Annotated in this window: 20 protein-coding genes; 19 read left to right on the top strand and 1 reads right to left on the bottom strand. The window is 48.2% G+C overall.

Features of this window, described 5'->3' with window-relative positions:
- The first annotated feature begins 74 nt into the window (after positions 1-74).
- From pyrR to ACWHYD_RS09860, 10 genes are all read left to right on the top strand, one after another.
- Positions 75-626 (top strand): bifunctional pyr operon transcriptional regulator/uracil phosphoribosyltransferase PyrR, encoded by a 552-nt coding sequence (pyrR, locus tag ACWHYD_RS09905; RefSeq protein WP_447965732.1) that lies wholly within the window; start codon positions 75-77, stop codon positions 624-626.
- A 2-nt stretch (positions 627-628) separates the two neighbouring features.
- The gene (locus tag ACWHYD_RS09900; RefSeq protein ID WP_447965731.1) at positions 629-1,570 is read left to right on the top strand and encodes an aspartate carbamoyltransferase catalytic subunit; all 942 of its coding nucleotides are present in this window, start codon (positions 629-631) and stop codon (positions 1,568-1,570) included.
- Positions 1,571-1,579: 9 nt separating this feature from the next.
- Positions 1,580-2,902 (top strand): dihydroorotase, encoded by a 1,323-nt coding sequence (locus tag ACWHYD_RS09895; RefSeq protein WP_447965730.1) that lies wholly within the window; start codon positions 1,580-1,582, stop codon positions 2,900-2,902.
- Between the two features lie 3 nt (positions 2,903-2,905).
- Positions 2,906-3,442: a DUF4149 domain-containing protein gene (locus tag ACWHYD_RS09890; RefSeq protein WP_447965729.1), complete on the top strand. Its 537-nt coding sequence runs from the start codon at positions 2,906-2,908 to the stop codon at positions 3,440-3,442.
- A gap of 48 nt (positions 3,443-3,490) precedes the next feature.
- Positions 3,491-4,675, top strand: a complete 1,185-nt coding sequence (gene carA, locus ACWHYD_RS09885; protein ID WP_447965728.1) for a glutamine-hydrolyzing carbamoyl-phosphate synthase small subunit — start codon at positions 3,491-3,493, stop codon at positions 4,673-4,675.
- Between the two features lie 5 nt (positions 4,676-4,680).
- Positions 4,681-5,637 carry a signal peptide peptidase SppA gene (gene sppA, locus ACWHYD_RS09880; RefSeq protein ID WP_447965727.1) on the top strand — a complete coding sequence of 319 codons (957 nt, stop codon included), beginning with the start codon at positions 4,681-4,683 and terminating at the stop codon, positions 5,635-5,637.
- Between the two features lie 36 nt (positions 5,638-5,673).
- Complete coding sequence (locus tag ACWHYD_RS09875) at positions 5,674-6,570, top strand: M48 family metallopeptidase (RefSeq protein ID WP_447965726.1); 897 nt, start codon at positions 5,674-5,676, stop codon at positions 6,568-6,570.
- A 9-nt stretch (positions 6,571-6,579) separates the two neighbouring features.
- A complete protein-coding gene (carB, locus tag ACWHYD_RS09870) occupies positions 6,580-9,882 on the top strand; it encodes a carbamoyl-phosphate synthase large subunit (protein ID WP_447965725.1) in 3,303 nt (1,100 codons plus the stop codon).
- Between the two features lie 76 nt (positions 9,883-9,958).
- Positions 9,959-10,435, top strand: coding sequence for a transcription elongation factor GreA (greA, locus tag ACWHYD_RS09865; protein WP_447965724.1), 477 nt, complete (start codon positions 9,959-9,961; stop codon positions 10,433-10,435).
- Positions 10,436-10,437: 2 nt separating this feature from the next.
- Positions 10,438-11,238, top strand: coding sequence for an SAM hydrolase/SAM-dependent halogenase family protein (locus ACWHYD_RS09860; protein WP_447965723.1), 801 nt, complete (start codon positions 10,438-10,440; stop codon positions 11,236-11,238).
- Here the strand turns inward: ACWHYD_RS09860 and bioA are convergent.
- Positions 11,235-12,614, bottom strand: a complete 1,380-nt coding sequence (gene bioA / locus ACWHYD_RS09855; protein WP_447965722.1) for an adenosylmethionine--8-amino-7-oxononanoate transaminase — start codon at positions 12,612-12,614, stop codon at positions 11,235-11,237. The genes ACWHYD_RS09860 and bioA overlap by 4 nt on opposite strands.
- A gap of 96 nt (positions 12,615-12,710) precedes the next feature.
- Here bioA and lepA point away from each other — a divergent pair, with 96 nt between their 5' ends.
- The 9 genes from lepA (at position 12,711) to ACWHYD_RS09810 (ending at position 22,383) form a co-directional block, all read left to right on the top strand.
- The gene (gene lepA, locus ACWHYD_RS09850; protein WP_447965721.1) at positions 12,711-14,525 is read left to right on the top strand and encodes a translation elongation factor 4; all 1,815 of its coding nucleotides are present in this window, start codon (positions 12,711-12,713) and stop codon (positions 14,523-14,525) included.
- Positions 14,526-14,532: 7 nt separating this feature from the next.
- Positions 14,533-15,294, top strand: a complete 762-nt coding sequence (lepB, locus tag ACWHYD_RS09845) for a signal peptidase I (protein ID WP_447965720.1) — start codon at positions 14,533-14,535, stop codon at positions 15,292-15,294.
- 54 nt (positions 15,295-15,348) lie between these two features.
- Complete coding sequence (rfaE1, locus tag ACWHYD_RS09840; protein ID WP_447965719.1) at positions 15,349-16,362, top strand: D-glycero-beta-D-manno-heptose-7-phosphate kinase; 1,014 nt, start codon at positions 15,349-15,351, stop codon at positions 16,360-16,362.
- Complete coding sequence (gene kdsB, locus ACWHYD_RS09835) at positions 16,349-17,152, top strand: 3-deoxy-manno-octulosonate cytidylyltransferase (RefSeq protein WP_447965718.1); 804 nt, start codon at positions 16,349-16,351, stop codon at positions 17,150-17,152. The genes rfaE1 and kdsB overlap by 14 nt, the downstream gene beginning before the upstream one ends.
- 80 nt (positions 17,153-17,232) lie before the next feature.
- A complete protein-coding gene (locus ACWHYD_RS09830; RefSeq protein WP_447965717.1) occupies positions 17,233-18,834 on the top strand; it encodes a CTP synthase in 1,602 nt (533 codons plus the stop codon).
- 15 nt (positions 18,835-18,849) lie between these two features.
- The gene (gene kdsA / locus ACWHYD_RS09825) at positions 18,850-19,698 is read left to right on the top strand and encodes a 3-deoxy-8-phosphooctulonate synthase (RefSeq protein ID WP_447965716.1); all 849 of its coding nucleotides are present in this window, start codon (positions 18,850-18,852) and stop codon (positions 19,696-19,698) included.
- 28 nt (positions 19,699-19,726) lie between these two features.
- Positions 19,727-20,347, top strand: a complete 621-nt coding sequence (gene pgsA, locus ACWHYD_RS09820) for a CDP-diacylglycerol--glycerol-3-phosphate 3-phosphatidyltransferase (protein ID WP_447965715.1) — start codon at positions 19,727-19,729, stop codon at positions 20,345-20,347.
- A gap of 23 nt (positions 20,348-20,370) precedes the next feature.
- Positions 20,371-20,967 (top strand): glycerol-3-phosphate 1-O-acyltransferase PlsY, encoded by a 597-nt coding sequence (plsY, locus tag ACWHYD_RS09815; protein ID WP_447965714.1) that lies wholly within the window; start codon positions 20,371-20,373, stop codon positions 20,965-20,967.
- 42 nt (positions 20,968-21,009) lie between these two features.
- A complete protein-coding gene (locus ACWHYD_RS09810) occupies positions 21,010-22,383 on the top strand; it encodes a Do family serine endopeptidase (RefSeq protein WP_447965713.1) in 1,374 nt (457 codons plus the stop codon).
- Positions 22,384-22,393 lie beyond the last annotated feature (10 nt).

Here is a 22,393-nt window from a genome sequence, read left to right as displayed (position 1 = left end):
CATGTGTTCCCTTCTCATGTTCTTCTGAGAAGGGTTTTTTTTGTCCTGATGAGGCGTGATAGCGGTCCATTAAGATGAACACTTCTCCACGACCCCACGAACGTCTCTTAATGGATGGTCAGGAAATGTCCAGAACCTTAACGCGCATTAGTCATGAGATTCTTGAGCGGAACAAAGGTATTGAAGGGTTAGCTTTGGTGGGGATCCGCACAGGCGGAGTATTTCTCGCCCAAAGACTTGCGGCCAGAATCCAGCAAATCGAAAAACGGGACGTGCCTCTTGGAGAGTTGGATATCACGTTGTACCGTGACGATCTCTCCATTCGAAAAGATCAGCCGGAAATACGAAAAACGACAATTCCCTTCCATATATCCAATTTGAAAATTGTGCTGGTCGATGACGTGCTGTTTACGGGACGAACTATTCGGGCCGCCTTAGACGGGTTGATGGATTTGGGGCGGCCTGCAGAAATTCAATTGGCTGTGCTTGTCGATCGTGGGCATCGACAGCTTCCCATTCGTGCGAATTATGTCGGGAAAAGCATTCCGACTGCCAGGGAAGAAAACGTCCAGGTCTTTTTTGAGGAATTAGGACAGGACGATCGGGTATCCATTTTAACACCGTAATTATGGGTTTAGAACGCAAAGATTTATTAACTATTGCGGCCTTATCAGCCGAGCAGATTCAACTGATTCTGACGACAGCCGAATCCCTGAAAGAAGTTGGGGGGAGGGATATTAAAAAAGTTCCCGCTTTGCGTGGGAAAACAGTGGTGAATTTGTTTTTTGAGCCCAGTACCCGTACGCGAACGTCTTTTGAATTGGCCGCTAAACGTTTGAGTGCCGATGTCATTAATTTTTCGCCTTCTACCAGCAGTATGGTGAAAGGCGAAACCTTAGTCGATACCGCCAGAAATATTGAAGCCATGCAGGCAGATATTATTGTGCTGCGCCATCCATCTCCTGGTGCCGCAGAAAACCTTGCGCGTTCGGTCAAATCATCGGTGATTAATGCGGGAGATGGGTGGCATGAACACCCCACTCAGGCACTTTTGGATGTCTTTACCATAAAAGAAAAAAAAGGTCGCATCTCGGGGCTCATGGTAGTAATTGTTGGCGATATTGCACATAGCCGCGTGGCTCGCTCCAATATTCTTGCTCTGACCAAACTCGGGGCGGAGGTGAGAGTCGTGGCACCACCAACCATGATCCCCATCGGCCTCGAACATTTCGGTGTGACCGTCTTTTACAACCTAGATGAGGCATTAATCGGAGCGGATGTGATTATCATGCTACGCTTGCAACGTGAGCGGTTGGGGCAGGCGTTACTTCCCAGCCTTCGGGAATATGCCAAACTGTTTTGTTTGACCCCAGAAAGACTCAAGCTCGCCAAACAGGATGCCATTGTGATGCATCCCGGTCCTCTGAACCGTGGCGTGGAAATTTCGCCTTCCGTCGCTGATAGCAAGGTCGCGGTAATTCTGGATCAAGTGACCAATGGGGTGTCTGTGCGAATGGCCCTTATGTATTTATTGTCAGGATCTGGTGAACGCTCAACCCTTAACGAATGATCGGACAACATGACCAAAAAGACCGGACAACATCCCACCACTTCTCATCTCCTGTGTATTCAAGGGGGAATCGTGATTGACCCTGGCCACGTGAATGGACGTGCAGATGTACTCATTCAAGATGGAAACATTCTTGAAGTCGGTTTTCCACTGACGAACCCCCTTAGTCAGGATTCATCGATCACCATTTTTGAGGCCAATGGATGGATTGTGGCTCCTGGCCTTGTCGATCTGCATTGCCACTTACGGGAACCCGGCTTTGAATACAAGGAAACCATCTCGACAGGAGCAACCTCAGCTGCGGCCGGAGGGTTTACGACTATTTGTTGTATGCCGAATACGCAGCCCGTGAATGATAACGCGGCCATTACCAAATTTATGTTGGCCCAAGGACAAAAGGCCGGTAAAGCACGAGTGTTCCCGATCGGTGCAATCACCAAAAAATCCGAAGGAGAAGAACTTGCGGATATTGGTGAGTTGGTGGAGGCCGGCTGTGTAGCCATTTCGGATGATGGACGGCCCGTGATGAATAGTTTGGTCATGCGACGAGCGCTGGAGTATGCCAAGGCTTTTGGAATTCCTGTTGTGGACCATTGCGAAGACCTGCACTTAACCGATGGCGGATGTATGAACGAGGGCATGGTGTCGACCGAACTCGGGATGCCTGGGATTCCCGATGCCTCAGAGGAGGTGATGGTGGCTCGGAACCTGGCTCTGGCAGATCTTACGGGAGTCCATGTGCATTTGGCCCATTTGAGCACCGCCCGTTCGGTGGAACTGGTCCGTCATGCCAAAGGACAGGGGTTACCGGTGAGCGCAGAAGTCTGTCCTCATCACTTTTCCATTACTGAAGAAGCCGTTCGCTGTTATAATTCCAATGCTAAAATGAATCCACCACTGCGAACGGATGAAGACGTTCAAGCGCTTAAGCAAGGATTAGTTGATGGCACCATTGATGTCATTGCCACCGATCATGCCCCCCATGCTCTTCAAGAAAAACAATTGGAATTTGATACGGCGCCGTTTGGGATCGTGGGATTTGAGACCGCTCTTCCCTTAACCCTCCGCTTAGTGCATGAGGGGGTATTATCACTTGAGCAGGCACTTGAGAAGTTGACCAGATCTCCTGCTCAGCTCTTTCATCTGCCTGTTGGAAGCATTCGACCAGGTGACTATGCGGATATCGTGGTGTTTGATCCTCAGGAAGAGTGGGTGGTGGATCCCAACAAATTTTTATCAAAAAGTCAGAATACGCCATTTGGGGGTTGGAAAGTGAAGGGAAAAGTGAAGATGACATTGGTTGATGGCAAGATTGTCTATGATGCCCGTTAATTCATGCGTATGAAGCGGATCAATTGGGGGGTAGTGGGTTTTCTTTTTGAACTATGCGCCTTAATCTTATGGGTTGGCGGTTTGGTTGTCATAATTGGGTTGGTGATTCCGGCTGTATTTAATTCCTTCGGGATGGAACCGGCTGGGCATTTTTTACGGAGAGTTTTTGATGGTTTTGTCTTGATGAATGTTTGGATTTTGCTTTTGTTGAGTGTGGTGGCCGGGATTCGATTCCTGGCATTTGGCAAAAATCCCTCCGAGATGTTTGCCGTCCCTTCAGTGGAATGGTGGCTTCTGGCTGGAATGGCTCTCATAACGTTTAGCATTCTTGTGGTCCTTGGTCCCCAAGCCATGGCTTTACAGGAAGAGGCATTTGCGGCGATCTCGAAAGAGGATAAAGATATTGCCTATGCGAAATTTTTTCGCCTTCATATGATTGTGCGAGGTTGTCACTTGGTGAATTTTGGTCTGGCGGCCTCACTGTTTATTGTCAAGGTTCGGAAAATTCTCTTTTTCCACTCCATGGCTGCTCGATCATAATTACTCTTGGTCGTACGACGGAAATGAGAAGATGATAAAGGAAAGACCATGAAGCCCGCAGTTTTAGCGTTAGCCGATGGAACCATATTCCGAGGACGTGCCCTCGGATTCGAAGGCGAAACCCTTGGAGAAGTGGTATTTAATACTGCCATGACGGGGTATCAAGAAATTTTAACCGACCCTTCATATAAAGGGCAGATCGTCCTGATGACCTCCACCCAAATCGGGAATTATGGGGTCACCCCGGAGGATAATGAGTCCCATCGCGTCTGGGCGGAAGGGTTTATTGTGCGTGAAGCAGCCAGTTGTCGGAGTAATTGGCGGAGCAGGCAATCCTTCGAGGAATACTTAATCGAGCATCGTATTGTGGCGATTCAAGGGATAGACACCAGAGCCCTGACCTGTCATGTCCGTGATCACGGCTCACAAATGGGAGTCATTTCCCATTTAAGTTCCGATGACGATGCCTTACGGCAAAAGGCTAAGGCCGTTCCCTCCCTGATTGGACGTGATTTGGTTAGAGAGGTCACCTGTTCGGAGGCTTACGAATGGACCGAGCGATCCATCGTGATGGACTCGCCTCGTGGTAAATCATCAATTGTTCCTCAGGACATCGCTCAGACACCTTTGAAACTGGTGGTCATGGATTTTGGCGTGAAACAGAATATTTTACGAAGCCTTGTGGATCTGGGATGTCAGGTTCGAGTTGTGCCAGCTTCGACGACAGCCGAGGAAATCCGTCGGCTGCATCCAGATGGAATCGTTTTATCCAATGGACCAGGAGACCCCGAAGGGGTTCCCTATGCGATAGAAACCGTCAAGCAGCTCTTGGGCTGGAAACCGTTGCTGGGGATTTGCTTGGGGCACCAAGTATTGGGATTATCCTTGGGATTGCACACACATAAACTCACATTTGGGCATCATGGGGCCAATCATCCAGTCATGGATCTTCGCACCAGAAAGATTGAAATTACCTCGCAAAACCATAATTTTGCCGTTGGCCTTCCTCACAAGGAAGATGGGTGTACGACGTTGAAGTCTCAACAATTTGACTCTGCCGTTGGACGGATGGAAATTACGCATCGAAGTGTGAATGATGGGTGTTGTGAAGGAATGGCGGGAATAGAGAGTCCGATTCTTTCTATTCAGTATCACCCTGAAGCCTCTCCAGGCCCCCATGACTCATCGTATGTATTTGGACAATTTTTGGAAATGATGAAAGGCCGTGGATAATGATAATGACTCGTGGCTTCCTGATTCTTATTCTATTTTTGGTCAGCGGGTGCATTCACATCGATCTGCTTCCCGGTGGAGGAAAACTCCATGAAGTCACTCTGTCTGGTGAAGGAGAGGATAAGGTATTGTTGATTGATATCTCTGGCATGCTCACAACAGGCAAATCATCGGGTATCTTGGAGGAACCCAGTCTTCCCGCACGAATCAAAGAGGAATTGACCAAAGCTGAAAAGGATGAACACGTCAAAGCCATCGTCCTTCGAATCAATACTCCAGGAGGATCGGTCACCGCATCAGATTTGGTCTATCATGAGCTGAAAGTCTTTAAGAAAAAACGCTCAGTACCGGTCATTGCCTCTATAATGGATTTGGGTACTTCCGGCGGTTATTACATCGCGATGGCGGCTGACCATATTTTTGCCCATCCCTCGACTATCACCGGAAGTATCGGGGTTATTATGGTGACAATGAATGCCGAAGGTCTGTTGGAAAAAGTGGGGGTTCAACCAGCCGCGATAGTTTCGGGTCCGAAGAAAGCTATGGGTTCTCCGTTTCGGCCGATGAATGATGAAGAGCGGGCAATATTTCAAGGGGCGATTGATCATTTGTATGAGCAGTTCCTTGCGGTGGTTGAAGAGGGAAGACCCGGATTGAGCAAGGAGCACATTCGTACGTTAGCCGATGGCCGGATTTTTACCGCCGATATCGCCAGAGACCAGGGCCTTGTGGATAACATCGGGTATCTGGATGAGGCTCTCGATCTGGCCAAAAAAGAAGCGAAATTGGAAGCGGCCAAAGTCGTGACCTATACCAGGGGAGGGGGAACTCAACAGAATATCTACTCGCAATTCGATCCTCCTCAGATTGAGCCTATCAGGTTTCCCCAAGTCGATACGCATTCTCTTTTCAAGGTATTGACGGGAGGGACACCACAAATGCTGTACATGTGGATGCCGTAAAGTTTGCTGTTTGCTGATTTGAGGAATGTTTTGCCTATGACCAACGATCCACCCGTTTCTGGAAACCGATTTCAATGCCTGGTGGCGAGTACGGTGTGTGCGCTTCTATTGCTGAGCGTAGCTTGTCAAAAGGCTCCAGGAACAGCTAGAGATCAATTAATTTATATTTCGGAGGAAAAGGAAATTGCCCTGGGACTTACGGCATTTCGCGAGGTCCTGAAGTCGGCACCATTAAGCAGAGATCCGGAAGTGACGTTAATGGTGAACCGTGTGGGGCAACGCATTGCCAAGGGAGCCAATAAACCGGAATACGTCTGGGAATTCGCCGTCATTGAGGATGATGATCAAGTGAATGCCTTTGCCTTGCCTGGAGGCAAAGTGGCAGTGTTTACCGGAATTTTGAAATACACAAAAACAGAAGCCGGGCTGGCGACCGTCATGGCCCATGAAGTTGCCCATGCGTTGCAACGGCATGGAGCCGAGCGATACAGTCGTGGAATTCTGGAACAAATTGGTCAACTCGGAGCTTTAGCTGGCGCCGCCGCAGGAGGCGTCGACCCAGGTCTTGCTATTGGAGCTATGAGTGCCTATGGGGTGGGTGTGGCCCTTCCCAATTCCCGTGAACAGGAAACTGAAGCCGATTTTATCGGGTTGCAATTGATGGCCAAAGCCGGATATGACCCGCGGGAAGCGGTGCCGTTTTGGGAACGCATGAGCGGGTGCCCGAGAAAAATGATCGGAAAATTTTGCTTTCGTACACAAAATGCCGTTCCGGAATTTTTATCCACTCACCCTTCGGATGTGACCCGGATTAACCGAATTGAAGCCTGGATTCCCCAAGCCATGAAATTTTATCATCCTGAGGGATTACCGCCTGGAGTACCTGAATCCCCGCTCAAAAAACCGACATCTGAATCGGATTTAAAATCCTGAGAGCCCAACATGCCACGAAGAAATGACATCCATCGAATTTTATTAATAGGCTCCGGACCGATTGTCATTGGTCAAGGCTGTGAGTTTGACTATTCTGGAACGCAAGCATGTAGGGCACTGAAGGAGGAAGGCTTTGAAGTCATCCTCGTCAATAGTAATCCTGCCACCATTATGACCGACCCGGATCTCGCGGACCGAACCTATGTGGAACCGATTACGACAGAAGTGGTGGAGGCGATTTTGGAGCGAGAGCATCCTGATGCCCTGCTTCCGACCATGGGCGGGCAGACCGCTCTGAATGTCACTATGGAATTAGTGAAGCGAGGGATTCTGGAAAAACACGGAGTGCAACTTATCGGAGCTTCCTATGAATCGATCCAGAAGGCCGAAGATCGGGAATTATTCAAACAGGCGATGGCACGTATTGGATTAAATGTAGCGGCAAGCGGGTCATTTCGCTCAAGAGAGGAAGCCTTACAGCTTCTTCAAACGATTGGATTTCCCGCTATCGTCCGCCCATCATTTACTCTGGGAGGAGCAGGGGGCAATATTGCCTATAACCGTGAAGAATTTGATAAGTACATTGATTGGGCTCTTGTGACCAGTCCCGTTGGACAAGCCTTGCTGGAACAATCTCTTCTGGGATGGAAGGAATATGAATTAGAAGTGATGCGGGACTCCAAAGATAATGTGGTCATTGTCTGCCCCATCGAAAATTTTGATCCGATGGGTGTGCATACAGGTGACAGTATCACGGTGGCCCCCGCCATGACCTTATCCGATAAAGAGTATCAGCACATGCGGGACGCGGCGATACGTATTATTCGAGAAATCGGGGTGGATACCGGCGGGTCCAATATTCAATTTTCCTTGAATCCGGACAATGGGGCCTTGATGGTTATTGAGATGAATCCTCGCGTGTCCAGAAGTTCCGCCTTGGCCTCAAAGGCAACGGGGTTTCCGATAGCCAAAATCGCTGCGAAATTGGCCATCGGGTATACCCTGGACGAAATTCCCAACGATATTACCCAAGTGACGAAAGCCTGTTTTGAGCCGACCATTGATTATGTGGTCGTGAAAATTCCACGGTTTACATTTGAGAAATTTGATGGGGTGGATCGAGTGCTGACCACGCATATGAAATCCGTTGGAGAAGCCATGGCACTCGGAGGCACCTTCAAAGAAGCCTTGCAGAAGGCGATTCGGTCACTTGAAACAGACCGGTATGGGTTGATGTCGTTGCACGGGCTTGATGGGAAAAAAGACACTGCCGGACCGGATCATCCACTACATGACCGCCTCCAATCTCAGGTTCGAATCCCCACTGCCGATCGCCTTTGGTTTCTGGCTGATGGGTTCCGAATAGGGATGTCGGTGGATGAGCTGTATCAATTGTCTCGGGTTGATCGCTGGTTTTTACATGAAATTGAAGAACTCGTAGAATTTGAAGCCCAATGGGTTCGCAAAAGCAAGGAAGAATTTAAGACCGATCGTTCACACGACATCCCCAAAGGATGCCCTGATACTCTGCTGATTCTCCTTGAACAAGCGAAGGGCCTTGGATTTTCCGATCAACGGCTTGGGCAACTCATCGGGAGAGAAGAAGATACCATTCGTCAGTGGCGAAAGAGCAGGGGATCCGGCTATGGCACCGTCTTTAAAAGAGTCGACACGTGTGGGGCCGAATTCGAGGCACATACCCCTTATCTCTATTCCACGTCCGGTTTAACCTGTGAATCCCGCCCTTCCCAAAAAAGAAAAATCATGATCTTAGGGGGAGGCCCGAACCGAATTGGGCAAGGCATTGAATTTGATTACTGTTGCGTGCATGCCGCCATGGCCCTAAAAGAAGAAGGCATTGAAACCATTATGGTCAATTGCAATCCGGAAACAGTCAGTACGGATTATGACATTTCCGATCGCCTCTATTTTGAACCCTTGACGAAAGAAGAGGTCTTGCGAATTATCCTGGCCGAACGTCCGGATGGGGTCGTCGTACAATTCGGTGGACAAACGCCTCTCAAGCTGGCCGTTCCGTTAGAGCAAGAAGGGGTAAGAATTTTGGGGACACAACCCGATGCGATTGATCGCGCGGAAGATCGAAAACGGTTTAGTGATCTATTGATTGAATTGAATCTCCTGCAGCCGCAAAACGGTACCGCACGGTCCTCGCATGAAGCTCATATTATTGCCGTCAATATTGGCTATCCAGTCATGGTACGCCCTTCGTATGTATTGGGGGGGCGTGCCATGCAAATCGTATATGATGCTGACGCGTTGGATGAATACCTTCAGCGGCATGACATGGACTTGGGAAGACATCCCTTGTTAATCGATGATTACCTTGAAGACGCCATAGAAGTTGATGTGGATGCCATTGCAGATGGGACAGACGTCGTGGTGGCTGCCATCATGGAACATGTCGAAATGGCAGGCATTCATTCAGGAGATTCAGCGTGTTCATTACCTGCCCACTCCCTTGGTGCCGATATTCTTGAGACGATCAATCGCCAAACCATTCTTTTGGCCAAGGAGTTACAGGTGACGGGTTTAATGAATATCCAATATGCGGTCAAGGGTGGGGCGGTCTATATCCTGGAGGTGAATCCTCGCGCTTCTCGCACGGTCCCTTTTGTAAGTAAGGTCATTGGTGTGCCCTTGGCCAAACATGCGATGAAAGTTATGGCTGGACGAACCTTGAAAGACTTAGGCTTTACGCAGTCGCCGCTTTTTTCGCACATTGCCATTAAGGAAGCCGTCTTTCCATTTACGAAACTCGGTGTCTCTGATGTATTATTGGGTCCAGAAATGCGTTCCACGGGCGAGGTCATGGGGATTGATCGAAGCTTCGGGTGGGCGTTTGCAAAATCTCAAGCCGCATCAGGAATGCCTTTGCCTTTGGCAGGGACTGCTCTTCTCAGCGTGAAAGATGGGGATAAACCCGCCACACTTGCTATCGCGCAGCGACTGTCGCAACTCGGATTTTCACTGAATGCGACTAAGGGGACTGCGGCCTTTTTGCGGAAACATGGGATCACCGTAGTGACGGTGAACAAACTTAATGCAGCCCGCCCCCATATCGAGGATTTACTCAAAAACAAAGAGCTGTCTTTAGTTGTAAATACGGTAGGTGGTGCCTCTTCCCAGGATGATTCCGCCCCAATTCGCAAAGCGGCTGTCTTCGGCGGGATTCCTTACTTTACGACCATTCAAGCCGCGCAAGCAGCCATATCGGGAATAGAGGCGATGAAGAAAACATCCATAGAGGTTCGCTGTCTGCAGGAATATCATTCTGGATTGCCAGCCGGGTAAGCCAAATAGGACCGACTGCGATGATGGATTATGAACCATCCGAGTTTCAGGATCTAATAAAGGGGAGTGTGGTTTCATGAAAATTCCTATCACAAAAAAAGGATATGAAGCACTGCAGGCGGAACTGGCCAGGCTGCGACGGGAAGATCGCCCTAAAAACATTCAGGCCATTACCGAGGCTCGTGAACATGGTGATCTCAAAGAAAATGCCGAATATAAAGCCGCCAAGGAGCAGCAGCAATTTATTGATACACGGATGGCTGAGCTTGAGCATAAACTCAGCATGGCTCAAGTGGTGGAAATAGCCAGCGGGCAGAGTGATACGGTTGTGTTTGGCGTCACAGTCTCCATTGTCAGTTTAGAGTCTCAGGAGGAAAAACGTTATACCCTGGTGGGACAAGAAGAAGCCGATATCAAAAATGGTTCCATTTCGGTTCAATCGCCTATTGGGCGTGCGCTGATTGGGCATCGGATCGGAGATATCGTTGAAGTGCATCGACCTGCCGGGGTTATTGAATACCAAATCCAGTCCATTTGTTTTGAGGAGCTATAATCATGACTTCCCCAATTTCCTTAGTTACATTGGTCACTGATTTTGGAGATATCGATTATTTTGTCCCAAGTATGAAGGGCGTAATGCTCGGAATTAATTCTCAAATTCGCATCGTCGATCTGACGCATCGAATCCCGGCGCATGGGATTGAACAGGCCGCGTTTTTTTTGAAATCGTGTTATCAATATTTTCCAGATGGAACGGTGCATGTGGTGGTCGTGGACCCTGCTGTCGGGAGTTCCCGACGGGCAATCTTGGCTTCAACCTCCAGACATTTCTTCCTGGCTCCGGATAATGGTGTTCTGAGTTACGTGCTCCAAGAGGAAACGTCGGTTGAAGTTCGATCGATTGAGAATAAACAATACCGATTAGATTCTGCGGGCGGAACGTTTGATGGCCGGGATTTGTTTGCACCCTCTGCCGCCTGGTTGACGAAGGGGCAGGTTCCTGGTTCTTACGGACGACTCATTCATGATTATGTCACGCTTCCCCTAGATCCCCCGCGTATGCAACAGCAGGCCCTTCATGGGCGTATTGTCTATGTCGACCATTTTGGTAATGCCATGACGAATATCACCCTGGCCGATATCGAAACATTTCGATCAGTCACCAAGAAGGAATACTCCGGTTTAAAAATTGGGGATGCACTCATTAATGGAATAAAGACCCATTATGGAGAAGGCGCCATGGGAATCCCGGAAGCCTTAATCAATAGTAATGGTCATGTCGAGATTTTTGTGAAGCAAGGGCGAGCGGTGGACCGATGTGAGTTGCACGTTGGCCAAACTGTTGAACTCATCTAGGTTTGAACTGAGAAAGATGGGCGGGATGAACGAACAACTGAAATAGCGAGTTTTAGAATCGATACCATTTGCTCAAGTTCCTTGACGCTGGCGGAAAGTGGAGGCATGAGAATCATAATTGTGCCGATGGGACGGATCAACATCCCCAAAGTTCTGGCAGTCATGGCTATTTTCTGACCGATGCGTTCGTCCGGAGGGAACGGTTTTTTATTAGCTCGATCTTGAACCAGTTCAATCCCGACCATGTAGCCACATTGACGGATGTCGCCCACCCAAGGATCGTCGCTCAACGACTCCAGGGCCTTTCGTAATTTTGGGATTCTTCGTTGAAGCTTTGCAAGTGTGCGTTCGCTCTTAAAAATGCTTAGGTTAGCAAGAGCTGCCGCACAGCCCAAAGGATTTCCTGCGTAACTATGTCCATGGAAAAAAGTTTTGCCTTCATGCCCTTCTCCCAAAAACGCGTCATAAATGGCGGCTGTGGTTAACGTGGCAGCCAAGGGTAGATACCCTCCCGTTAATCCTTTGGCAATGGCCATAATATCCGGAGTTATTTCTTCATGCTCACAGGCAAACATTAAACCTGTTCGTCCAAACCCGGTGGCAACCTCATCGGCAATGAATAAAATGTTGTAGCGCGTGCATAGATCCCTAACGCGTTTCAAGTAACCTGGAGGGGAGGGAATAATCCCGGCGACTCCTTGCACCATGGGCTCAAGAATAAGGCCTGCAATTTCTTGATGTGATGTGTGCAGAAGCTTTTCAAGAGAATCGAGGCAGGCAAGCTGGCATTGGGGAAACTCCATATGAAGGGGACATCGATAACAGTGAGGTGGTTCAATGGCGTGGCTTGGAAAGAGGAGGGAAGAAAAAGGTCTACGGAATTGTTCGACTCCGCTGAGGCTCACGCTTCCCACTGTATCCCCATGATAGGATAGGCCTAGATGGATAAATCGAGTTTTTTGTGGCTGGGGCGTTGGACATTGTTGCCAGTACTGGATAGCCATCTTTGCCCCAACTTCAACAGCCGTTGAACCGTTGTCTGAATAAAAGACTTTTCGTAAGCCTTTCGGAGCCAGGCGAATAAGTGCCTTCGCCAATTGAATGGCTGGTGGGTTGGAAAGCCCTAGTAGCGTCGTATGAGCCACCTGGGTCAGTTGCCGACGGATGGCCTGATTAATGCGGGGATGTTGATGGCCATGGACATTGACCCAGATCGATGCTGTGGCATCAAGATAGGCATTGCCGTCCATGTCATAGAGATAAGAACCTTTTCCGCGTCTGATAATGAGAGGAGTCTGGCCCTCCCATTCCTGCATTTGGGTAAAAGGGTGCCAAATGTACTCACAATCGTCTTTTTCTAATGCTGTGTGGGACATTTTTTGATCTCTGGTCCGGTTAAAGACAATAACCTAGCGGAATCCATCAATTTTTGACAACCTTTTAGGGTCACATTACAATCACGGTCACTTCGAATGAGTAAAGCCTTCCCTCAAACACACATCCGCAATTTTTCGATTATTGCTCATATTGATCACGGCAAATCCACCCTTGCTGATCGGTTTCTGGAAATCACCGGTGCCGTGTCGCCACGTGAGGCGCGTGCCCAATATCTGGACGCCATGGATCTGGAACGTGAGCGCGGGATCACCATTAAAGCACATGCGGTCACAACGCGGTTTAAGAGCTCGGATGGGCAAGACTATCAATTTAATCTCATTGATACGCCCGGCCATGTCGATTTTGCTTATGAGGTATCGCGGAGCCTGGCTGCCTGTGAAGGAGCCCTTCTGTTGATTGATGCCACTCAGGGGGTTGAGGCCCAGACCATCGCCAATGCCTATCTGGCGATTTCGAATGATTTAGTAATTATTCCCGTCATTAATAAAATCGATTTACCGAGTGCGGATGTGGAGGGCGTAAAGGTCCAAATTCGAGATGTATTGGGATTGTCGAGTGAGGAAGCCTTTTTAGTCAGTGCCAAGGATGGACGAGGGGTCAAGGAGGTGCTTGAAGGTGTGGTGAAGGTCATTCCGCCTCCAATCGGGTCCATTGATCAACCCCTAAAGGCCCTGATTTTTGACTCCTGGTTTGACAATTATCAGGGAGCCGTGGTGCTTCTTCGAGTCATGGACGGAGAAGTCACCCCAAATATGATGATTAAATTAATGTTTTCCGGACGTGAATTTGAAGTCCTGGAGGTGGGCGTTTTTTCTCCGAAACGAACCAAGGTAAGTCGGCTGGGGCCCGGGGAAGTCGGGTATATTTGTGCCGGAATGAAAGAGCTATCCGACACCAAAATTGGTGATACCATTACGGATTCAAAGCGGCCCACAAGCGTTGCCCTTCCCGGGTACCGGGATGTCAAACCGGTAGTATTTTGCGGGTTATACACGACGGATAATGCCAAGTTTGAGGATCTGCGGGATTCTCTAGAGAAGTTGCAACTGAATGATTCCTCCTTTGTCTATGAACCGGAAACCTCCCTGGCTTTGGGATTTGGATTCCGATGTGGATTTCTAGGGCTCCTCCACATGGAAATTATTCGAGAGCGCTTGGAGCGGGAATATGGACTGGATCTGATCAGTACCGCCCCAACTGTCGTCTATCGTGTATTAACCACCAAAGGCGAAACATTGGTCATCGATAATCCCTCAAAACTCCCGGATCCTTCGCAGATCGAACGAATTGAAGAGCCCTATATTAAAGCCACGATGATTACGCCGGAGCGGTATATCGGAAATGTCCTTCAACTGTGCCAGGAGCGTCGAGGCATTCAAATCGGGCTGCAATATCTGGATCCAACCCGGTCCATGTTAACCTACGAAATCCCGCTCAATGAAATTGTGTTAGACTTTTATGATCGATTGAAATCCCGGACTCAAGGGTATGCCTCGTTAGACTATGAATTGCTGGGCTATCGCGAGTCTGATCTGGTGAAATTGGATTTATTGCTGAATGGTGAGACGGTGGACGCGCTCTCCATTATCGCCCACAAAGATAAAGTTCAAAGTCGGGGGCGGCAATTAGCCGAAAAAATGAAAGAACTCATTCCCAAGCAAATGTTTGAAATTGTCATTCAAGCGACGATTGGCAAACGCATTATTGCCAGAGAAACGATTGGCGCACTCAAGAAAAATGTGACGGCCAAGTGTTATGGTGGAGATATTTCCCGAAAACGCAAATTGTGGGAGAAGCAAAAAGAAGGAAAAAAACGAATGAAACAATTAGGACGAGTCGAAGTCCCTCAGGAAGCTTTTCTGGCCATTTTAAAGACCGATCCGAACTGAACCGCTGATGACCACAGAAGATCCACAACAACCTAAAATGACCGAATCTTCCGAAAAAAACATTCAAGAGGAATCCTCGGTTGCCTCAAGTTCCCAGGAGGGTGAGGTTTCCAAGAAGTCGATTATTCGAGAATATGCCGAGGCCTTAATCATTGCTATTGTTCTGGCTCTCACCATTCGAGTCTTTGTGGTCCAGGCCTTTAAGATTCCATCAGGGTCCATGATTCCGACCTTGATGATTGGCGATCATATCCTTGTTTCCAAGCTATCCTATGGGTTTCAGTTGCCGAAAGACTGTGAGTTTCAGGTTTCGTTTCCACCGGTGACGTGTTTTTCTTCGACGATCGTGATGAATTTTGATCCTCCCTCGCGTGGAGATATTATTGTGTTCCGCTATCCTGAAGATGAAAACAAGGATTTCATAAAGCGGGTGATCGGACTCCCCGGTGATACCATTCATATTCAAAATAAACACGTAATCGTGAATGGACAGCCATTGTTGGATGAAGGGTTTACGCAGAGAGTTGATCCCGGAATTATTGATGGTCGTATCAATCCTCGCGATAATCTTGGTCCCTTAACCGTTCCTCCCGAATCATACTTTGTGATGGGTGACAACCGCGACCAAAGTTTGGACAGCCGTTTTTGGGGATTTGTGCGAATGGATAAGATTAAAGGCAGAGCCTTTCTCGTGTATTGGTCATGGAATGGGCAGGGAGCTTGGACCGATTGGATCCGATGGGAACGAATCGGAAAGCTCATTGAATAGTGAGCACAAAATCACTTGACCCAACCAAAACTTCAGCCTTGTACTGATTCAAGGATGAAATCGCTATCCGTTGTCCCATCGATTTCCGCTCGGAAATTCAAACAGTATATTCAACGCTTTTCTCGCGCCCGCATTCTGGTTGTTGGAGATCTCATTTTAGATCATTACGTCTGGGGCAAGGTGCATCGTGTCTCCCCTGAAGCGCCTGTACCGATTGTTCATGTGGACTCTGAATCGTACCGAATGGGTGGGGCAGCGAATGTGTATCATAATATTCTGACATTAGGCGGGCAGGCTGAATTGTGTGGCGTGGTCGGTGCGGATCATGTTGGGAAACAATTCCTTGCTGACATCCGACAATCGTCCCCATTTACCTCCGGTGTGTTTGTTGATTCCGGTCGTCCTACAATTAAAAAAACGAGAGTGGTTGCGCACAATCAGCAAATTGTTCGATTTGATGTGGAGCAACGCCATGACATTTCGTCCCAACAGACAAAAAAAATGATACGACATGTGGCTTCCCGACTTCCTGGAGCCTCCTGCCTGGTGATTTCTGATTATGCGAAGGGCATGATCACCGTTGAACTGATGAAGGCCATTCATACCCTAGCTGTTCAGTTTAACGTACCGATTGTGGTGGATCCGAAGGTGGAACATATGGCCTATTACCAGGGAGTGACGGTGATTACACCCAATCATCTCGAAGCCAAACAGGCTGCAGGGTTCCTCCCAAGCCAGGATGTTCCGGTTGATGAAATCGGCGTTGCTCTTCAACAACGCTTGCAGTGCCGGGCAGTCGTTGTTACGAGGGGAGAGGAGGGAATGAGTATTTTTGAAAATACAGGCAATTCCTGGAGCATTCCGGCTGTGGCCCGACAGGTCTATGATGTGACCGGAGCAGGCGATACCGTTATCAGTACTCTTGCCTTAGCACTGAGTGCAAAAGCCTCACTTCCTGAGGCTGCGGTCTTAGCCAATCAAGCCGCCGGTATTGTCGTGGGCATGGTCGGTACTGCCACAGTGACGCAAGCACAACTTCAAGAGGCATTACTCCATGGCCACAACTGACTCACTCATCAGTCTGTGTATTCCCGCTCGCCATGGATCATCTCGATTTCCGGGAAAACCACTCGCTCTCTTAGCCGGAAAGCCACTTATCCAACACGTCTATGAAGCGGTTCAACAGGTTTCACATGTAGGGCAAATCCTGATTGTCACCGACCAGGAATCCATCGAAGAAGAGGTCAAGAAGTTTGGTGGAGAAGTCTGTCGCGTAACGGATTTCTGTCGAACAGGAACGGACCGGGTGGCGAAAGTGGTTTCTCAATTAAAATATGACGTAATTGTCAATTTGCAAGCCGATGAAATTCCTCAACACCCTGGGCTGCTTGATGATCTCATTCATCCTTTTGTGTCTTCTCCGACGGGAATAGGGACCTTGAAACGACAAATACACACCTCTCAGGATCTAACCAATCCGTCAATCGTAAAGGTGGTGACCAATATCCACGGTCAAGCCCTGTATTTTTCACGAAGTCCGATACCCTGTTGGCGCGATGGAATGACTTCTGGGAATAATCATATCGCGTATATGCACTTGGGAGTGTATATTTTCAGGAAATCGGATCTACTACGATTTGCCGAGTTGCCAACGGGATATCTTGAGGATGCGGAAAAATTAGAACAACTGCGAGCCTTAGAGCATGGCCTTCCCATAATGGTGTGGGAAACAGAACACGAATCTATTCGAATAGATACTCCTGAGGATATCATGGCTGCGGAAGATCTTCTATCGAAGAAACCCTTTGAGCCGAAAGTCAGACCGGTGGGGGCAACACAGAGGGTTGAAAACAGATAGAGCAATATGGTGGAGTCGAAAGAGGAAATCGTCTTAGAGGGAGGACATGTGGGTCATCATACAACCAACCGAAAAAAATCATGAGTAAGTTTCTTTTTGTAACAGGTGGGGTGGTCTCGTCATTAGGGAAAGGCTTGTCATCTGCGGCCATCGGGCATTTATTAGAAAGCCGTGGCATGACTATTACCTTTTTGAAGCTAGACCCCTATATTAATGTGGACCCGGGTACCATGAATCCCTATCAACACGGGGAAGTCTATGTTACCGATGATGGAGCGGAAACAGATTTAGACTTGGGTCATTATGAACGATTTACCACGGTCCAGTTGCATCGAGAAAATAATTGTACGACAGGACGGATTTATGAGTCGGTGATTCAAAGGGAGCGAAGAGGAGAATATCTCGGAGCGACCGTTCAGGTCGTCCCCCATATTACGGACGCCATTAAGCAGACAATTCTTAATGTGGCCCATGACGTGGATGTGGTGATCGTGGAAATTGGCGGAACTGTCGGAGATATTGAAAGTTTGCCGTTTTTAGAGGCGATTCGGCAAATGCCTTATGAGGTCGGTAGGGAAAACGTCCTGTATATTCATCTCACCCTGGTGCCCTATATTGGAACTGCTGGAGAACTCAAAACCAAACCCACTCAACATTCCGTTAATAAGCTTCGTGAAATCGGCATTCAACCCAATATACTGTTATGTCGGACTGACAGATTTCTCCCTCCTGGCGTCAAAGATAAAATTGCCATGTTTTGTAACGTGGATAAAGGCTCTGTCATCACAGCCAAAGATGTGGATTCCATCTACGAAGTGCCGATTATCCTGAGAAAAGAAGGATTGGATGAACTTATTGTCCGTTCACTGCATCTTGAAACGCGGCCACCCAACCTTCGGGATTGGGATATTTTAGTCCAGAAGATTAAGCGGCCACGACATGAAGTTACCATTGCACTGGTTGGTAAATATGTAGAATCTCGGGAATCCTATAAAAGTGTGTCGGAAGCCTTGACTCATGGCGGATTACAAGATGAAACAGCCGTTCATATTCATTGGGTGGAATCGGGTGACATTGAGAAGGACGGCCCCGAACGCCTGCTAGCTGATGTGGACGGAGTCTTAATTCCAGGAGGGTTTGGGCTTCGAGGGATCGAAGGGAAAATTAATACGATCCGGTATGCCAGAGATAGAAATCTTCCATTCTTTGGCATTTGCTTGGGGATGCAATGTGCGGTGATTGAAATTGCCAGAAGTCTAGGTGGACTTCAGAATGCCAATAGTTCGGAATTCAATCCTGATACGCCATATCCGGTCATTGACCTACTTCCTGAGCAACGATCCATTCAAGAGAAGGGCGGAACCATGCGATTGGGAGGATTTCCCTGTCGATTAATTCCCAATACCCTTACCTTTGCGGCCTACGAGCAAACGGAGATTCGTGAACGACACCGCCATCGCTATGAATTCAACAATGAGTACCTGGAAGCTTTAACTTCAAAGGGTCTGACGATTAGTGGGACATCACCTGACGGAAGGCTGGTAGAAATCATTGAATTACAAGGGCACCCCTGGTTTGTGGGGACACAGTTCCATCCGGAGTTTCAGTCCCGACTATGTGCTCCTCATCCTCTTTTTACGGCATTTATTGGCGCCGCGCTTCAAAAAAAATTCGGTACCTAACGAACAGGAATGATCATGGCTCAGCCAACTCAAGTCGACATTGGCCCGTTCTCCGTTGGCGGAAGTTCCCCCCATTTTTTAATTGCAGGGCCTTGCGTGATCGAAAGCGAGAAGTTGGTCATCGAGACAGCTGCAGCGATTGCGGAAATTGCCAAAGATCTTGGTATCCCATACATATTTAAGGCGTCCTATGATAAGGCTAATCGCACATCGGTTTCTTCATTCAGGGGGTTAGGCATTACAGAAGGATTGAAAATTCTCAAGAAAATCAATTGTGAATTAGGGATACCCATCCTCACGGATATTCACGAAGTCCACGACGTTTCTCAGGTTGCGGAAGTCGTGGACGTGTTGCAAATTCCGGCATTTTTATGTCGACAGACAGATTTACTCTCTGCTGCGGCAAAATCAGGCCGGGTGGTCAATGTAAAAAAAGGGCAATTCCTTTCTCCATGGGATATGGCTAATGTTGTCCATAAACTTGAAGACGCCGGGACCAGAAAAATTTTCCTAACGGAGCGAGGGGCCAGCTTCGGCTATCAAAATCTTGTCGTCGATATGCGCTCATTACCCGTCATGAGAAATATGGGATATCCGGTGGTATTTGATGCAACTCACAGCGTGCAGTTGCCTGGTGGCGGAGGAACGGTCTCTTCAGGACAACGGGAATTTGTGGCGCCGTTAGCCAGAGCGGCAGCCGCTGCTGGATGTGACGGATTCTTTATGGAAGTTCATCCTCGTCCTGAGGAAGCCCTATCGGATGGGCCAAATATGATACGGTTAAGTGAATTGCGCGGATTATTGGAACAAATTCAAGCGATTTGGCAGGTAACAGGAAAGGGAGAAATCTCGCCTGTTACTTGATATTTCAGCAATAAATATCAGAGTTGCCATGAATCAATCGGAAGCAGTAGTAAAAGAAAAATCTGAACGAAATAATGTAATTATGGGAGAAGCCTATCTCAATCTTCCTAATTCTCTTACTCTTTTGCGGATTTTATTAATTCCTGTTTTCGTTTGGTTTTTTTCTGAATCCAGCCCTGAACGAGCCTTGGCAGCCGGACTGGTGTTTGCGTGTGCCGCTTTCACAGATTTTCTTGACGGGTATTTGGCTCGAAAAAGCGGGCAAATTACCAATTTAGGGAAATTGCTGGATCCAGTTGCCGATAAACTTCTGGTGGCTTCAGGACTTATTCTTCTTGTGCAATTTCAGCGAGTAGCTGTGTGGTTGGCCATCGTTATGATTGCGCGTGAAATGATTGTGACGGGAGCCAGGGTGGTCGCAGCGAAAGAAGGCTTTGTGGTTCCAGCCGACTCTCTGGGGAAATTCAAAGTGATCGGGCAAATCGGAGGAATTCTTTGCCTTATTCTTCAGGGAGTCTGGGTTCAAAGCGAGGGTCTACTGGCTACGATTGGGACCGGACTGCTGTATATTGCCTTGTTTTTCTCCATTTTTTCCGGCTGGCGATATCTCATGCAAATTTTTAAGAAAATTAGTCCGCAATATTGGTAGGAGTGCTCAGAAGTCGATAGGAGATGGAATTCTATTTATTAGGAGTGGTTGGCGCCTATCTCTTAGGATCTATCCCATTTGGCCTCGTCGCCTCTCGTATTTTCGGAAAGGAAGATCCTCGCAATCGGGGGAGCCATAATATCGGATTCACCAATACCCTGCGGGTATCAGGGAAAAAAGTAGGTATACTTACCCTAATTGGTGACTTAGGGAAAGGAACGGTCGCGACGGTTGTCGCAGGCTCAATGGGGTTTCCTTGGTTATGGATTCTTTTCATAGGCTTTTCAGTCATTCTTGGTCATGTTTTTTCAATTTTTCTACGATTTAAAGGTGGAAAAGGAGTAGCCACAGCCTTAGGGGCCATTATAGGGATTCATCCGTTGATTGGATGGCTTCTTGTTGGTATTTGGTTGGGAGCGGTATGGGGCTTCGGATATTCATCAGGTGGAGCCCTGATAGCATTTGGTGCGTTCCCATTTTTGGTCTTTCTCCTGACTTCTGACTTCTATTTTTGCATTTTTTCTTTGGGAGTCATGGCAATCATATTCATCAGTCATAAAGAAAACATCCACCGTCTTAGGCAGGGAACCGAAAGTAAAATTAATCTAACTTCTACTTAACATAATATTTATTATCCGACGTTATGAAATATAAGGTTTAGGATGAAATTAGGTCACTTTTCACTCGTATTTTCATTATCTTGCCAACTTTTGTTTATTGCTCCGTCACCCGCAATTAGCCAGACAGCCAAAGAACTTCGGGGGCTAGAACTTCTTGGAGATATCGAACAGGCCATCACCAGCCTGGCCGAACGGGTGACTCCTACGGTGGTCAATATTACACCAATCCATGAGATAGCTCAGGGACAAGGGTTTCAGCGACGTGCGCCATTCTCTAAAGGCAGTGGATCAGGTGTCATCGTGCGGGAAGATGGAATCATCGTGACCAATAATCATGTTGTTGGGGAAGACGCCACGGAGGCAGATGTCCGGCTATCCGATATGTCCAACATGATTGCTCAGGTCATCGGACGCGACAAGGAAACAGACATAGCGGTTCTCAAAATTCAAGCTGACCGAAAATTTCCTGCAGCCCATTTTGGAGATTCCAATGCCTTAAAGGTTGGGCAATGGGTGTTGGCTGTGGGAAATCCGATGGGGTTAGATCGCACAGTGACCCTAGGGGTTGTGAGTGGGATTGGAAGGGAACGCCTCAATTTATCCCGGTATGAAAATTTCATTCAAACGGATGCGGCAATTAATCCTGGTAATTCAGGAGGACCGCTCTTTAACCTTCGAGGTGAAGTGATCGGGATTAATACCGCCATAATCCATATGGCACAAGGAATCGGATTTTCCATACCCGCCGACATGGTTTCACGTGTGGTCGATCAATTAGTGTCCCAGGGGCGAGTGGTCCGCGGTTGGCTTGGTGTCGGGATTCAATCTCTCACCAAAGAACTTGCGGAACAATTTGGGATTAAGGAAGGCCATGGGGTTCTCGTCAACGAAGTCTATGAACACGATCCCGCCCATGTGGCCGGAATTAAACCAGGGGATATCATCGTGTCCGTAGACGACAGCCCGGTTGATTCGCCCAACCAACTGTCTAGACTTGTGGCGCGAGTCGGACCTGGTGAGAACGCCAAAATTCTTGTGTTACGGGACGGCAAGGAAATGACCTACCTCGTACCGATGGCCGAAAGGCAGGAAAAATCCATGTTGGCCTCACTCCCCTTACAAAAATCAGAAGTCACCTTAGGACTAGATGTCCAGGGGCTTACCGCTGCACTTGCCGAGCAATTTGAACTACAAGAAACTGTGGGTGTGCTCGTGACCAAAGTTGAACCGGGTGGCCTCGCCAACTCTGAGGGAGTTCAAGAAGGAGATTTAATCAACGAGGTTAATCGGCAAACGGTTCGAACCGTCACGCAATTTTCTGAAGCGGTGGCCAAAGTAAAGCCGGGTCAAACGGTTTTACTTCGAATTATCCGAAAGACAAGGGCATTTTTCATTGTAATCAAAACGCTGCCATAGCGTTTCTCTC

This window comes from Nitrospira sp. Ecomares 2.1, assembly GCF_965152585.1.
The sequence above is the reverse complement of the archived record's forward strand: the minus strand, read 5'-3'. Positions and strand labels throughout refer to the sequence as shown.

Bases quoted from the DNA above. Each gene is read 5' to 3' on its own strand.
- ACWHYD_RS09830 (WP_447965717.1), top strand. From the start codon at position 17,233: ATGAGTAAGTTTCTTTTTGTAACAGGTGGGGTGGTCTCGTCATTAGGG.
- ACWHYD_RS09860 (WP_447965723.1), top strand. From the start codon at position 10,438: ATGACTTCCCCAATTTCCTTAGTTACATTGGTCACTGATTTTGGAGAT.
- sppA (WP_447965727.1), top strand. From the start codon at position 4,681: ATGACTCGTGGCTTCCTGATTCTTATTCTATTTTTGGTCAGCGGGTGC.
- ACWHYD_RS09810 (WP_447965713.1), top strand. From the start codon at position 21,010: ATGAAATTAGGTCACTTTTCACTCGTATTTTCATTATCTTGCCAACTT.
- lepA (WP_447965721.1), top strand. From the start codon at position 12,711: ATGAGTAAAGCCTTCCCTCAAACACACATCCGCAATTTTTCGATTATT.
- pgsA (WP_447965715.1), top strand. From the start codon at position 19,727: ATGAATCAATCGGAAGCAGTAGTAAAAGAAAAATCTGAACGAAATAAT.
- ACWHYD_RS09900 (WP_447965731.1), top strand. From the start codon at position 629: ATGGGTTTAGAACGCAAAGATTTATTAACTATTGCGGCCTTATCAGCC.
- pyrR (WP_447965732.1), top strand. From the start codon at position 75: ATGAACACTTCTCCACGACCCCACGAACGTCTCTTAATGGATGGTCAG.
- rfaE1 (WP_447965719.1), top strand. From the start codon at position 15,349: ATGAAATCGCTATCCGTTGTCCCATCGATTTCCGCTCGGAAATTCAAA.
- ACWHYD_RS09875 (WP_447965726.1), top strand. From the start codon at position 5,674: ATGACCAACGATCCACCCGTTTCTGGAAACCGATTTCAATGCCTGGTG.
- bioA (WP_447965722.1), bottom strand. From the start codon at position 12,614: ATGTCCCACACAGCATTAGAAAAAGACGATTGTGAGTACATTTGGCAC.
- kdsA (WP_447965716.1), top strand. From the start codon at position 18,850: ATGGCTCAGCCAACTCAAGTCGACATTGGCCCGTTCTCCGTTGGCGGA.
- ACWHYD_RS09890 (WP_447965729.1), top strand. From the start codon at position 2,906: ATGCGTATGAAGCGGATCAATTGGGGGGTAGTGGGTTTTCTTTTTGAA.
- carB (WP_447965725.1), top strand. From the start codon at position 6,580: ATGCCACGAAGAAATGACATCCATCGAATTTTATTAATAGGCTCCGGA.
- kdsB (WP_447965718.1), top strand. From the start codon at position 16,349: ATGGCCACAACTGACTCACTCATCAGTCTGTGTATTCCCGCTCGCCAT.
- lepB (WP_447965720.1), top strand. From the start codon at position 14,533: ATGACCACAGAAGATCCACAACAACCTAAAATGACCGAATCTTCCGAA.
- ACWHYD_RS09895 (WP_447965730.1), top strand. From the start codon at position 1,580: ATGACCAAAAAGACCGGACAACATCCCACCACTTCTCATCTCCTGTGT.
- plsY (WP_447965714.1), top strand. From the start codon at position 20,371: ATGGAATTCTATTTATTAGGAGTGGTTGGCGCCTATCTCTTAGGATCT.
- carA (WP_447965728.1), top strand. From the start codon at position 3,491: ATGAAGCCCGCAGTTTTAGCGTTAGCCGATGGAACCATATTCCGAGGA.
- greA (WP_447965724.1), top strand. From the start codon at position 9,959: ATGAAAATTCCTATCACAAAAAAAGGATATGAAGCACTGCAGGCGGAA.